Here is a 13,554-nt window from a genome sequence, read left to right on the forward strand (position 1 = left end):
GGGTGCAACCCGAATATCCGCATAACACGCATAATGCGCCCGACAGACTGACCATGGGTGGACATATAAAGATAAAAACCGCTATCGAAGGAAATAGAAAATGCCTAACCGCAATGAGCTTCCCTTAATTTATTCTTGTTCCGGATGTTCCGATGTGGCGCAGCTGGCCAACAACACAGCCGTGGCGCTCGACCATGCCGGAGAATTTGAAATGTCGTGCATTTCCGGCGTGGGCGGCAAAGTCGCGCCGTTGGTGCGCAAAGCGCAGTCCGGACGGCCGATGTTGGTTATTGACGGCTGTCATCTGCATTGCGCCAAATCGTGTTTGGAAAATGTGGGCGTCGAAATCCCGGAAGGGCATCATGTGAAACTATACGAACTGGGCTACAAAAAACGCTTTGGCAAAAGCTATGACGAGGCTACGGTAGAAGAAGTTTATCAATATGTTTTGACGAAGAAGGGCGATGTATTGAGCAGTTAACAACTTTTAATAACAAAAAATTTAATCAAGAGGAAACAATCCATGGAACAATTATTTATTCCCGGCAGCATTATTGCCGATTATTTTTATCTCGGCCTTTTCTTGCTGGTTGCCGCGTCTTTGATTGCGGGCTATGTCGATGCTATTGCGGGCGGAGCAGGGCTGATTTTGATTCCCGCATTTTTGATGGTAGGTTTACCGCCTCAGGTCGCGTTGGCACAGGAAAAATTGGTGAGTACCATCGGTACGGTGGCAGCGATTAAAAATTTTATGAAGAGCAGTTCGATCGTATGGCATATTGTGCCGGTTGGCATTGTTGCGGCTTTAATTGGGGCATTTGTCGGTGCAAAAGTCATTTTGATTCTTCCGGTGGAAACCATCAATTACATTATTCTTGCGTTTTTGCCCATAGGCTTGCTGGCAACTTTGTTTAAAGGTGTTTTGCTGAAAAAAGAAGACGAGCGTGGCGAGATAAAAAAATCCGTTATCGCGGTATTTTTAACTTGTCTGATTGTTGGTTTTTATGACGGTTTTTTTGGCCCGGGTACAGGTAGTATTTTCATCATTGCTTTGTTTGTCATTAACAAATTGTCGTTGTTGCAGGCTTCGGCTACTTCCAAGATTTTCAATTTTGCTTCTAACATCGGGGCATTTGTTGCCTTCTTGATAGCAGGGAAAATGGCGTTCCTAATCGGAATCCCAATGATTTTGGCAAATTTGTTGGGCAACCATTTTGGCAGCCTCCATGCTATTAATTCAAACGGAGAAGTTATTCGTAAGGTTTTGGTTGTAACGGTTTTGCTGATTATCGTTTCAATGGCATATAAGGCTTTTTCGGCTTAATAGATAGATGTTAAAAGGCCGTCTGAAAATTTTTCAGACGGCCTACTTTTTATTAGTTATCTAAAAACTCATCTTCATGCCGCAAGCTGCGGATAAAGGTTTCAAAATTTGGGGCAAGTTCGACTATTTCAAAATCCCATTCTTGTTCGACAAGCACCACTTTCGGCTCTCCGTCTTTTTCACACTCTCGATAGTCCAAGGCAAACATGGCATGTCCTGCAGATGGGTCGTTAGCAAAATACACGCCGATAGGCGGATATTCCCATTCTTCCAGCCAAAGTTTTTGCCCCATCGCGCCGCACAGACTCCCTTCTTTTTCAAAACCGATTCCTGATACCTCGCAAATTTGCACATGATCTTCCGCCCACGAATTTCTCTGAGTAGTCGGAAAGCAGTTTTTGATAAATATCCCGCCGTTTTGTACTGCCATCAATGCAATAAAACTTTGTGGCAATTTATAGCCTAGCTCACTTTCTACAGCAGCCAAAATCTCAGGGGTAAATGGGGCTTCTTTGTAGTCCTTATCCGCCCAACTATTAGATTCCCAAACGGAGGACAAATCAAAATCTTTAAAAACTTGGGGCATAATGTTCTTCCTTATTGATTTCAGTTATAACAGGTGGGTGGATATTTATACCCGACTTTTACCGTCTGTCATTCTCGTCTGAGCGGGAATGACGGCGGAATTTGGGGCAAAGCTTGTTGCCCTCGTTTTTCAGACGACCTCTGTCATCTCCCTTTTACATCTCTTCCAGTTTCGCAAACTTGGTGTCCAGCTCTTTTACGCCCTGTTTGCCGAAGTTGATGGTCAGTCGGGCGGATTCGCCTTTGTCCACGGCATCGATGATGACGCCGGTGCCGAATTTGGCGTGGCGGACGTTTTGGCCGATACGAAAGCCTGCGTAGGTTTGCGGCTGTTTGTAGTCGTCGATGATTTTGTCTTTTGGGGCGGCGGTTTGGCGCAGGCTGCCGTAGCTGTCGTAGGCGGGTTTTTTGACGGACAGATAGTGTAATACTTCGGGCGGGATTTCTTCAACGAAGCGGGAGACGATGCCGAATTGGGTTTGTCCGTGCAGCATGCGTTGCTGCGCCATGGTGATGTAGAGGCGTTTGCGGGCGCGGGTGATGGCGACGTACATGAGGCGGCGTTCTTCTTCGAGGCCGCCGCGTTCGGCAAGGCTCATTTCGCTGGGGAAGCGGCCTTCTTCCATGCCGGTGAGGAAGACGGCGTTAAATTCCAAGCCTTTGGAGGCGTGGACGGTCATCAGTTGGACGGCTTTTTCGCCTGCGCCTGCTTGGTTTTCGCCGGATTCGAGGGCGGCGTTGCTGAGGAAGGCAAGGATGGGGAAGGCGGGGTCGTCTGAAATGTTTTCGGGCAGGGTTTCAAAGTTGCTGTCTTCGGGTTTGAACTCGATGGCGGCGTTGACGAGTTCGTCGAGGTTGTCGAGGCGATCTTGGTTGTCGCCTTTTTGGGTTCGGTAGTATTCGGTCAGGCCGCTGTCTTTGAGGATGCCGACGATGATTTCGGACAGGGGCATTTGTCCGACTTGGTTGCGCAGGGCTTCAATCAGGCGGACGAAGGCGGCAATTTTGGCGGCTTTTGCGCCGGCGTTGCAGGCTGCCTGCCAAAGGGTGATGCCTTGTTCGTTTGAGGCCGTCTGAAGGTTTTCGATGGTGCGTGCGCCGATGCCGCGCGGTGGGAAGTTGATGACGCGCAAGAGGGCGTTGTCGTCGTCGGGATTGACGGCGAGGCGCAGGTAGGCGAGGGTGTGTTTGATTTCTTGGCGTTCGTAAAAGCGCAGGCCGCCATAGATTTTGTAGGGGATGCCGCTGCGGAACAGGCTTTGTTCGATGACGCGCGATTGGGCGTTGCTGCGGTAGAGGACGGCGATTTCGTCCAAATCCCAGCCTTCGCGTTCGAGAGCTTTGGTTTCGTCAACGATGAATTGTGCTTCTTCGAGGTCGGTAAAGGCGGAGTAGTAGCGGATTTTGTCGCCTGCTTCGGCATCGGTGCGCAGGTTTTTGCCGAGGCGTTCGTCGTTGTTTTCGATAACGGCGTTGGCGGCGGCGAGGATGTTGCCGACGGAGCGGTAGTTTTGTTCGAGTTTGACGGGCGCGTCGATGTGGAACTCTTCCATCAGCGCGGTCATGTTGCCGACGTTTGCGCCGCGGAACCGGTAAATGCTTTGGTCGTCGTCACCGACGGCAAAAACGGCGGCGTTGTTGCCGGCAATCAGTTTCAGCCAGGCGTATTGCAGCTTGTTGGTGTCTTGGAACTCGTCGACCAGAATGTGGTTGAAGCGGTTTTGGTAGTGTTGGCGCAGGATTTCGTTGCTTTGCAGCATTTCGTAGCTGCGGAGCATGAGTTCGGCAAAATCGACCACGCCTTCGCGTTGGCAGATTTTGTCGTATTCGGCGTAGCACTCAATCATGCGGCGCGTGTGCGGATCGGGCGCGCTCAACACGGAAGCGCGCAAACCGGATTCTTTTTGCGCGTTGATAAAGCCTTGCAATGAACGCGGCGCGATGATTTCTTCGGCGATGTTGAGGTTTTTGAGCAGGCGTTTGATCAGGGAAAGCTGGTCGCCGCTGTCGAGGATTTGAAAGGACAAGGGCAGGCCGGCATCGCGGTGGTGCAGGCGCAAAAAGCGGTGGCACAAGCCGTGGAACGTGCCGAGCCACATGGCGCGGACGTTGACGGGAATCATCGCGCCCAAACGGGTTTGCATTTCTTTGGCGGCTTTGTTGGTAAACGTTACCGCCATAATGCTGTGTACGCTGGCCTGACCGCTTTGCAACAGCCATGCGATGCGCGTGGTCAGTACGCGCGTTTTGCCGCTGCCCGCGCCTGCCAAAACGAGGGCAGATTGCGGCGGCCAGGTTACGGCGGAGAGTTGTTCGGTGTTTAAGCCTTGCAGTAGATTGGGGGCGGATTCGTTGGGAAACATGAAGAGGCCGTCTGAAAATAAATGGGAATGCGATATTTTAAAGGAAATACAAAAGGCCGTCTGAAAAGATGTTTCAGACGGCCTTTGTGTTGGAAGCCGGTTAGAACGGACGTACTTCCAAACCGAACATACGGCGCGCGGTGTTCAGCATTTGGCAGCTGAAGCCCCACTCGTTGTCGTACCATGCGAACACTTTAACCATTTTGCCTTCGGTTACTTTGGTCAGCGTAGAGTCGAATGTGCTGGCTTGGGTGGTGTGGTTGAAGTCCATAGAAACCAGCGGCAGGGTGTTGTAACCCAAAACGCCTTTCAGACGGCCTTCTTCGGAAGCGGCTTTCATCAGCGCGTTGATTTCTTCGACAGAAGTCTCGCGGCTTGCTTGGAAGCTCAGGTCAACCAGGGAAACGTTGACGGTCGGTACGCGGATGGCGAGGCCGTCGAGTTTGCCTTTCAGGGCAGGTAATACCAAGCCGACGGCTTTTGCTGCGCCGGTTTTGGTCGGAATCATGTTTTCCACGCCGCTACGCGCACGGCGCAGGTCTTTGTGGCGTACGTCGGTTACGGTCTGGTCGTTGGTCAGCGCGTGGATGGTGGTCATCACGCCGTTTACGATGCCGATGTTTTCGTTCAACACTTTGGCTACGGGCGCCAGGCAGTTGGTGGTACAAGACGCGTTGGAGATAACGGTCATGTCGCCGGTAATCACGTCGTCGTTTACGCCGTAAACGATGGTTGCGTCAACGTCATCGCCGCCGGGAGCGGAAATCAGCACTTTTTTCGCGCCGCTTTCCAAGTGGATTTTGGCTTTTTCTTTGCTGGTGAACGCGCCGGTACATTCCATGACCAGGTCAACGCCCAATTCGCCCCATGGCAATTCGGCAGGATTGCGGGTGGAGAAGTAAGGGATTTTTTTACCGTTGATGATGAGGTGTTTTTCATCATGGGAAACATCGGCGTCAAAGCGGCCGTGAACAGTGTCAAATTTGGTCAGGTGGGCGTTGGTCTCGATGCTGCCACTGGCGTTGATGGCAACGATGTCGAGTTGGTCTTGCAGTTTGTAGTCGAAAATAGCGCGCACTACTTGGCGGCCGATGCGGCCGTAACCGTTGATGGCAACTTTGATACCCATGGCTTTTCCTCTTCTTTTGGGTTTGGGTTGTGGATTGAATGGCGGCAATTATAGCAAAAATGTAGTGCTGTGTAATTAATGTTTTATTGAAATTTTTTGATTCGATTATTTTTGATTGTGGATGATTAGAGTAGAAATACGGGTTTAAAATTAATATTATTTTGGATTTTTTGTCATTTTATTTTTTATTCATTTTATTTTTGATATTTTATGCTTATTTTAAATGATGGTGATGAAGGGTGTAGAAAAAGGCGGATTGTTTTTGTTTATATTAAACGGAATTTTGGAGTGGTTTCTTGATTACAACATGCAACAGTGAAATTTTCAGACGGCCCGGATTGGACGGAAGGAAAACAGGCCATCTGAAACATTTTGATGACGGGGGATTTGAATGCGTTGGGTTGCCGCTTTTCCTTACGGGATAAGGGGAAGGCGGTTTGCGGCAAGGGCGGTTGTCAGTGGGAAGGGGAGGAAAAAACGGGGCTTGGGTGTTGCGTTTGGCGTGTATATAAAGAAGTGTATGAAGATTTTAGTCGTAGTGCATGAAGATTTTCCTTGCGATTTTAATGCAATACTGACTTGCCAACAGTGTTAAATTTTTTTACGATAAGGTCAGATTATGTTTGCATGGCCATAAGCGGTGCATTCTTTAAATACCGGATATTATCCTTGTCCGAATATCTATTTTAACCGGCCGGTTTGTCCGACCTGATTTCTAAATATATACGCGCAAGGCCGGGAGGCCTTGACGACACTCGATTTTTAAGAGGTTCATTGTGTCAAATTCTCAATCCAGCGAACGCGCGACGTTTAGCAGTCGCCGTGCCTTTATGTTTGCCGCCATCGGCTCTGCCGTGGGCTTAGGCAACATTTGGCGTTTCCCTTACATCGCCTTCGACAACGGCGGTGGTGCTTTCGTCCTCCCTTATTTGGTTGCGCTGTTGACGGCAGGTATTCCGCTGTTGCTGCTCGACTATGCCATCGGCCACCGTTACCGCGGTTCGCCTCCTTTGGCCTTCCGCCGCCTCGGCCGTTGGTTTGAGCCGGTGGGTTGGTGGAACTTCCTGACCAACGTCATCATCTGTATCTACTACGCCGTGATTGTCGGCTGGGCGGCAAGCTATGCCTATTATTCTTTGACTTCGGCGTGGGGTGCGGATCCTCAAACCTTCTTCTTCAAAGACTTCCTGCAAATGGCCGATGCCAAAGACTTGGGCTTGGATTTTGTCGGCAAAGTGGCCGGCCCACTGATTGCCATTTGGGTGTTTACGCTGGCGATTATGGCTTTGGGCGTACAAAAAGGCGTGGCCGGTGCGTCCACATTCTTCATGCCGTTGTTGGTGGTGATGTTTGTCATCATGGTGGGCATCGCCCTGACCCTGCCGGGTGCGGCAAAAGGTTTGGACGCTTTGTTTACGCCTGACTGGAGCCGTTTGGCGGATCCGAAAGTCTGGGTAGCCGCATACGGCCAAATTTTCTTCTCGCTCTCCATCTGCTTCGGCATCATGATTACTTATTCTTCTTACCTGAAGAAAAAAACCGACTTGGGCGGTACCGGCTTGGTTGTCGGCTTTGCCAACAGCAGCTTCGAGTTGCTCGCCGGTATCGGCGTATTTGCCGCATTGGGCTTTATGGCTCAAGCTGCAGGCAAAGAAGTCAGCGAAGTGGCGTCCAGCGGTATCGGCTTGGCGTTTATCGCGTTCCCGACCATCATCAACCAAGCCCCTATGGGCGCGTTGATCGGCGTGTTGTTCTTCGGCTCGCTGGTGTTTGCCGGTGTCACTTCCATGATTTCTATCGTTGAAGTGATTGTGGCCGCGATTCAAGACAAAATGAACATCGGCCGTGTCAGCGCGACGATGATTGCAGGCGTTCCCATGGCGATTATTTCCACCTTGCTGTTCGGTACGACCACCGGCCTGCCTGTGTTGGACGTATTGGACAAATTCATCAATACTTACGGCATTGTGGCTGCCGGTTTTGTTTACGTTTTGGCGATTGTTTTGTTGCGCAAGCTGCCCGAACTGCGCAATCACTTGAACGCGCTGTCTTCCATCCGTGTCGGCAAAGTGTGGACCGCCAGCGTGGTGGTTACCGTCGCCATGCTCGGCTATATGCTTTATCAGGATACTGTCGGCCTCTTAAAAGAGAATTACAGCGGCTATCCTGACAGCTTCCTCAATATCTTCGGTTGGGGCATGGTGGGCGCCATCCTCGTCTTGTCGGTTTTGCTGTCGTTCTTGCCGTGGAAACACGGTCAGGGCTTCAACGTCAAAGACGAACATGAACACGAACGTGAAGGAGAAGAATAATGAGTACTTCAGCCATTGTCATGATGCTTGTCGCACTGATTGTCATTTGGGGCGGATTCATCGTCTCCGTCCTGCGCCTACCTAAAGAATAAGGTTTGAGCAAATGAAAAGGCCGTCTGAAAGTCATTGTTCAGACGGCCTTTTTGCCACATGACGGGGAAAGTGGGAAAGAAGGATTCCCCTGGTTGTCGGGGTAGTCTGGAAATTTGATTATGTATTATTGATTATGATGTGTAAATTATATCTATTTGTTTTTAAAAGATTTTAGTCCGATTGTCGTTTTAATGAACCGTTGTTCCCTTTGGCCTCTGCCTGCTGTTTTCTTTGTTTTAGAATAAAGGCTCTCATCAACCTGATGGGGCATTGGGTACAGCAACTGTTTATTTTTAAGGAGAGTTCCGTGGCTAAAGTATATCAACCAGGTACAGAAATTGATTCTAAAGATTTTGTTTTCGGTCTCGATCCGCGCGAGTGGAATGGCTTTTTTTCAAAAGGCATAGGGGCCGATAATGGCCATAATGAGCATGTCTTCCGTCTCGATCCGCGCGAATGGAACGGCTTTTTTTCAAAAGGAGTAGAGTCCGATCATGGTCATAATGAGCATGTTTTCCGTCTTGATCCGCGTGAATGGAACGGCTTCTTTTCAAAAGGAATAGAGTCTGATAATGGCCATGACGATAATGGGCGTATCATCCGCCTTGATCCGCGTGAGTGGGAAGGTTTCGAGCCTGCGCAGCCGGCCGCGAAGCCGATATTGGAATCCAAAGCTTTCGATGGCGATGAACTTTTGAGCCGTGCCTTTGGTGAGGCTGATCCTCTTGATTCTTCTGCCGGTCTTTCCTCAGACAATGCGACCTATTCAAGCAATGGTACAGGTTCATCTGCGTTGGATACCATTCATGATTTAGCAGAAGCTTCTATTTTCAAACTGTAATCGTTCCATAATATAAAAGGCCGTCTGAAACCAATATATGTTTCAGACGGCCTTTTTGTGTATGGTCATCAGGATGAAGCCTAACTCATCATCCAAATTACCAAATGCACCATGGTCGGGCCAAACAATACCATAAACAGTCCGGCCAAAATCATGGTCAGGCTGGCCATCACGCCTTCGGTTTCGTGGCGTTGTCCGGCGCGCGATGTGCCGAAGCCGTGGGCGGCATTGCCGAATGCCACGCCGTTGGCGGTGTGGAAACGGATGCGGGTAAAGGCCAAAAACAGGTCGCCGAATATCATGCCGACAAAGCCGGTGATGATGGTGAACAGGGAAACGAGCGAGGCGGAGCCGTGGATTTCGCTGGCGAGGACGACGGCAAACGGGGTGGAGATGGAGCGCGCCATCAGGCTGTTGGTCACTTCGTTGTTGAAATGGAACATATGGCTCATGAGGAATGCGCTGACTACGCCGACAAACATGCCCACCATAATGGCGATGGAGAGGATGGGCAGCTGGCGGCGGATGACTTCGCGGTTTTCATAAATGGGGACGGCAAAGGCAACGGTAACCGGAGTGAGCAGGAAGACGATGCCTTGGGTATATTTGTGGTAGGTGTCGTAATTGACGCCGAATGCCAGCAGCAGGAGGATGGTGCTGACGGAGACGGTAACGACGGGGGAGAAAATCATTAAGGGTTTTTTGCGGTGGATTTTTTTGGCAACGACATAGGCAAAGCAAGTCCAGATGAAGCAGGCGAGGGCGGTGTAGTCCATTTTTATTCTCTATTTTTAGGAGTGGAGTTTTTTGTAGAGGCGGCGTTTCCAGCGGTAGCAGAAATCGAGGGTCAGGGCGGTGCTGATCATCACGAGCGCGGTGCCGACGGCGATGGTCAAAATCAGCTGCCAGCCTTCGGACATCAGCAGGTCTTGATATTGCAAGACGGAAACCATGATGGGGATGAAGAAAAAGACGAGTTCGCCCAATGCCCATTTTGCGCCGCGGTCAACCATGCCCGGGCGGATGATGCCGAGCCCCAAAAGGGCGAGCATGAGGAACAAGCCCAATACGCCTGAAGAAATAGGCAGATGCGTGAAGCGGACGATAAGGTCGGAAACGCCCCATACTGCGCCGATGATGGCAAGCTGCAAGGCCGTCTGAAAAAATCTGGTGAGGGAATCCATGATATGGGTGTGTGTTGAATGAAAGGCTTGATTATAGAAACCTGGTTTCTGCATAATATGAATTATTAAACGAATAATCATGCCTTAGAGGAATAATGGACTTCAAAAGCCTGTATTGTTTTGCCGAACTCATCCGCCTGCAAAGTTTTTCGGCCACGGCTTCCGCGTTGAATTTGACGCAGCCGACGGTCAGCAAAATCATTCAGGCTTTGGAAGAAGAATTGGGCGTGCCGCTTTTGTGCAAAGAAAACGGACGCAAAAAGCGGCAGGTGCAGCCGACCGCAATCGGCGAAGAAGTCTATCGCCACGCGTTAAACCTTTTACACGAACGCGATTTGCTGCTGGCCCGCATTGACGATTACCGCCATGTCAAAAGCGGGACGCTGCGTTTGGGTTTGGCTTTGTTTGGCAGCGATTTGCTCAGTCATGCGCTGTTTGATTTCCACCAAAAATGGCCGGACATCGAATTGTCGTTTTTGGAACAAGGCTCGCTCGCCATCGAGCAATCCTTGCGCAACAACGAACTCGATGCCGGGCAGCTGCTCGCGCCGGTTCACGAAGACTTCGACAGCATTACCTTGTGCGACTATCCGCTGGTGGTCTTGATGCCGAAAAATCGGGCGAGACACGATGCACTGACGCTCAAAAGCCTGCAACACGAGCCCTTCATTCTGTTTGGCGCCGGCTTTTCCCTCAACGAAACCATTCAGACGGCCTGCCGTAATCAAGGTTTTACCCCCAACGTTGTCTGCCGTACCGGACAATGGAATTTGGTTGCCGACATGGTGGCGCACAATATGGGCATTGCCCTGCTGCCCGAATACTATGCCCGAAAAATCAATCCCGATGTCTTTGCCGCCATTCCTTTGGTCGAACCCGAAATCCGCTGGCAGCTCACCATGGCATGGAAAAAACACCAACGCCCGACGCCGGCCTTAAGGGCTTGGTTGGACGTGGTCAGGGAAGCGTTCGGCAGGCGAAACAAATAAAATCAAATCATCAGGCCGTCTGAAAAAAAGGGTGTCGTTATCACCCGGTTTCAGACGGCCTTTCCCGTTAAAAATGGTAAAACGGCCTAAAAAAGAGTAGAATATGCACCGTTTACAACTCTGCGCCTCTCAGCAGGCTCGAATTATGGACCTTCCCAGTTCGCCTTTGAACTTCCCATCAGACACACAACAACCATAATCATCCCGCCGAAATGCCTCCCCGCGTCCGGCGGGCGGAGCATTTATGAGCATCGAACAAACCCCTCCGAATCTCGACCATACCCCCGACAATGAAGCGGTGGAAGACCGCATTTCTGACGATCGCATCTCTGACGATATCGACCGCATCCATGCCTTATGCGAAATCCTCGAGCCGTCCTTCGAACAAATCGAAGCAGGCGTGCCGATTGAAGATGAAAGCCTGCGCGACAAGTTCACCGAGCTGACCGTCCTCTTGGCCGAGCTGCACCCTGCCGACGTGGCCGCCGTCTTGGAATCCCTGCCGCCGCGCGAGCGTAACATCGTCTGGCTTTTGGTCGCCCCGGAAGACGACGGCGAAGTGTTGCTGGAAGTATCCGACGCCGTACGCGAAACGCTGATCGAGTCCATGGACAAAGACGAGCTGTTGGCCGCCGTCGATGATTTGGACGCAGACGAATTGGCAGAGCTGGCAGACGACCTGCCGCACCAAGTGGTGTACGAAGCGCTGCAAACGCGTGATGAAGAAGAACGCGAGCAGGTCAAAGCGGCGATGTCTTACGAAGACAACCAAGTCGGCGCGATTATGGACTTTGAATTGGTCAGCATCCGTGCCGATGTGGCGTGTGAAGTCGTATTGCGCTACTTGCGCCGTTTCGACAGCCTGCCCGACCATACCGACAAGATTTTCGTGGTTGATGAAAACGACGTGTTGCAAGGCGTGCTGCCCATCCGCAAACTCTTGGTTGCCGACCCCGAAGACATGGTGGCAGACGTGATGGCCACCGATGTCGTGCGCTTCCGTCCCGAAGACGACGTGGAAGAAGCGGCGCAGGCGTTTGAGCGTTATGACTTGGTTACCGCGCCGGTTGTCGATGAAAACAAAAAGTTGATCGGCAGGATCACCATTGACGAAATGGTGGACGTGATCCGTGAAGAATCCGAAGCCGACATGTTTAACATGGCCGGTTTGCAAGAAGAAGAAGACTTGTTCGCCCCGATTTGGGACTCGGTGAAAAACCGCTGGATGTGGCTTGCCATCAACCTGTGTACCGCCTTTATCGCCAGCCGCGTGATTGGCGCATTTGAAGGCAGTATCGAGAAAATCGTCGCACTGGCCGCGTTGATGCCCATCGTCGCCGGCATCGGCGGCAACTCCGGCAACCAAACCATCACCATGATTGTCCGCGCCATGGCGATGGGACAAATGACCAGCACGCAGGCAGGCCGCCTGCTGAAAAAAGAAGTCGGCGTCGCCCTCGTCAACGGCATTATTTGGGGCACTGTGATGGGCGTGATTTCATGGCTGCTCTACGGCAACATCGGCATCGGTTTGGTCATGGTGGCCGCAATGACCTTGAACCTTTTGCTGGCCGCGACCGTCGGCGTCCTCATTCCCGTCATTATGGAAAAAGCCGGACGCGACCCCGCATTGGGCAGCTCGGTGCTGATTACCGCGGTCACCGACTCCGGCGGCTTCCTGATTTTCTTGGGATTGGCCACATTGTTTTTGTTGTAACAACCTTTATCCCAATCAGCAAAAGGGTGGGTTTGTAATATCCTTCTTGATTGTTCAAAACCATTTGATAAGGCCGTCTGAAAACAAATATTATTCAGACGGCCTTTCTGATAACATGACAACAATTTGTCCGATTCGGAGCCGCCATGAATTTCCCGCCACTCAAATCCCCCCTGAAATTTTACGCCGTCGTTCCCACCGCCGACTGGGTTGAGCGCATGGTCAAAGCAGGTGCCGACACGGTGCAACTGCGTTGCAAAACCTTGCATGGTGACGAATTGAAACGTGAAATCGAACGTTGCGTCGCCGCCTGTCAAAACAGCGCAACCCAGCTTTTTATCAACGACCACTGGCGCGAAGCGATAGAAGCGGGCGCATACGGCGTACATCTCGGACAGGAAGACATGGACACCGCCGACCTTGCCGCGATTGAAGCCGCCGGTTTGCGCTTGGGTTTGAGTACGCACTCCGTTGCCGAACTCGACCGCGCCCTGTCCGTACATCCCAGCTATGTCGCCAGCGGCGCGATTTTCCCGACCACGACCAAACAAATGCCGACCGCCCCGCAAGGTTTAGACAAACTGCGCGAATACGTCAGACAGGCACGCGGCACGCCCGTCGTCGCCATCGGCGGCATCGATTTGAACAATGCCGAAGATGTGCTGGCAACAGGCGTTTCCTCACTCGCCGTCGTCCGCGCCGTGACCGAAGCGGAAAATCCCGAAGCGGTGGTTAAAGCGTTTCAGGCTTTGTGGGACCAATAAGGCCGTCTGAAAATAAGAAGTCTGACAAGAGGAGCAAACATCATGAAGATTATATTGAACAATGAAACCATCACATTAAACGGCACAACCGTTGCCGACCTTATCGCCCAAACCTCGCCGCAGAAACCGTTTGCCGTTGCCGTCAATACCCAGTTTGTCGCCAAAGGCGCGTATGCGGAAACGGTTTTAAACGAAAACGATAAAGTGGACATTGTGCGCCCCGTAGTCGGCGGATAAGCGGTTTTACTGCGCG

At 51.4% G+C, this 13,554-nt stretch carries 14 protein-coding genes; 9 read left to right on the top strand and 5 right to left on the bottom strand.

Features of this window, described 5'->3' with window-relative positions; translation table 11 throughout:
* Positions 1-100 precede the first annotated feature (100 nt).
* Together FOC66_RS09640 and FOC66_RS09645 are read left to right on the top strand one after the other, a co-directional pair.
* Complete coding sequence (locus tag FOC66_RS09640; RefSeq protein ID WP_003748129.1) at positions 101-481, top strand: putative zinc-binding protein; 381 nt, start codon at positions 101-103, stop codon at positions 479-481.
* 42 nt (positions 482-523) lie between these two features.
* A complete protein-coding gene (locus FOC66_RS09645) occupies positions 524-1,324 on the top strand; it encodes a sulfite exporter TauE/SafE family protein (protein WP_003748132.1) in 801 nt (266 codons plus the stop codon).
* A 52-nt stretch (positions 1,325-1,376) separates the two neighbouring features.
* Here FOC66_RS09645 and FOC66_RS09650 read toward each other — a convergent pair whose 3' ends face one another.
* From FOC66_RS09650 to gap, 3 genes are all read right to left on the bottom strand, one after another.
* On the bottom strand, positions 1,377-1,910 hold the full coding sequence (locus FOC66_RS09650; RefSeq protein ID WP_003748134.1) for an SMI1/KNR4 family protein: 534 nt from the start codon (positions 1,908-1,910) through the stop codon (positions 1,377-1,379).
* A gap of 154 nt (positions 1,911-2,064) precedes the next feature.
* The gene (gene uvrD / locus FOC66_RS09655; RefSeq protein WP_003748136.1) at positions 2,065-4,272 is read right to left on the bottom strand and encodes a DNA helicase II; all 2,208 of its coding nucleotides are present in this window, start codon (positions 4,270-4,272) and stop codon (positions 2,065-2,067) included.
* 100 nt (positions 4,273-4,372) lie between these two features.
* Positions 4,373-5,401, bottom strand: coding sequence for a type I glyceraldehyde-3-phosphate dehydrogenase (gene gap / locus FOC66_RS09660; RefSeq protein ID WP_003748138.1), 1,029 nt, complete (start codon positions 5,399-5,401; stop codon positions 4,373-4,375).
* A 776-nt stretch (positions 5,402-6,177) separates the two neighbouring features.
* Here gap and FOC66_RS09665 point away from each other — a divergent pair.
* From FOC66_RS09665 to FOC66_RS09675, 3 genes are all read left to right on the top strand, one after another.
* Positions 6,178-7,713, top strand: coding sequence for a sodium-dependent transporter (locus FOC66_RS09665; RefSeq protein WP_081456508.1), 1,536 nt, complete (start codon positions 6,178-6,180; stop codon positions 7,711-7,713).
* Complete coding sequence (locus FOC66_RS09670) at positions 7,713-7,805, top strand: methionine/alanine import family NSS transporter small subunit (RefSeq protein ID WP_036493939.1); 93 nt, start codon at positions 7,713-7,715, stop codon at positions 7,803-7,805. The genes FOC66_RS09665 and FOC66_RS09670 overlap by 1 nt, the downstream gene beginning before the upstream one ends.
* Positions 7,806-8,113: 308 nt before the next feature.
* A complete protein-coding gene (locus tag FOC66_RS09675) occupies positions 8,114-8,647 on the top strand; it encodes a hypothetical protein (protein ID WP_003748142.1) in 534 nt (177 codons plus the stop codon).
* Between the two features lie 80 nt (positions 8,648-8,727).
* On the opposite strand, the gene FOC66_RS09680 is transcribed toward FOC66_RS09675, so the two are convergent.
* Positions 8,728-9,423: an LrgB family protein gene (locus FOC66_RS09680; protein WP_003748143.1), complete on the bottom strand. Its 696-nt coding sequence runs from the start codon at positions 9,421-9,423 to the stop codon at positions 8,728-8,730.
* 15 nt (positions 9,424-9,438) lie between these two features.
* Positions 9,439-9,912, bottom strand: coding sequence for a CidA/LrgA family protein (locus FOC66_RS09685; protein WP_003748145.1), 474 nt, complete (start codon positions 9,910-9,912; stop codon positions 9,439-9,441).
* Positions 9,913-9,926: 14 nt separating this feature from the next.
* On the opposite strand from FOC66_RS09685, the gene FOC66_RS09690 reads away from it, so the two are divergent.
* From FOC66_RS09690 to thiS, 4 genes are all read left to right on the top strand, one after another.
* Complete coding sequence (locus FOC66_RS09690; RefSeq protein WP_003748147.1) at positions 9,927-10,820, top strand: LysR family transcriptional regulator; 894 nt, start codon at positions 9,927-9,929, stop codon at positions 10,818-10,820.
* Between the two features lie 244 nt (positions 10,821-11,064).
* The gene (gene mgtE, locus FOC66_RS09695) at positions 11,065-12,537 is read left to right on the top strand and encodes a magnesium transporter (RefSeq protein ID WP_003748149.1); all 1,473 of its coding nucleotides are present in this window, start codon (positions 11,065-11,067) and stop codon (positions 12,535-12,537) included.
* Between the two features lie 146 nt (positions 12,538-12,683).
* The gene (gene thiE, locus FOC66_RS09700; RefSeq protein ID WP_003748151.1) at positions 12,684-13,301 is read left to right on the top strand and encodes a thiamine phosphate synthase; all 618 of its coding nucleotides are present in this window, start codon (positions 12,684-12,686) and stop codon (positions 13,299-13,301) included.
* Positions 13,302-13,343: 42 nt separating this feature from the next.
* Positions 13,344-13,538, top strand: a complete 195-nt coding sequence (gene thiS, locus FOC66_RS09705) for a sulfur carrier protein ThiS (protein WP_003748154.1) — start codon at positions 13,344-13,346, stop codon at positions 13,536-13,538.
* Positions 13,539-13,554 lie beyond the last annotated feature (16 nt).

Origin of the sequence: Neisseria mucosa (genome assembly GCF_013267835.1) — a bacterium.
Taxonomy (GTDB): domain Bacteria; phylum Pseudomonadota; class Gammaproteobacteria; order Burkholderiales; family Neisseriaceae; genus Neisseria.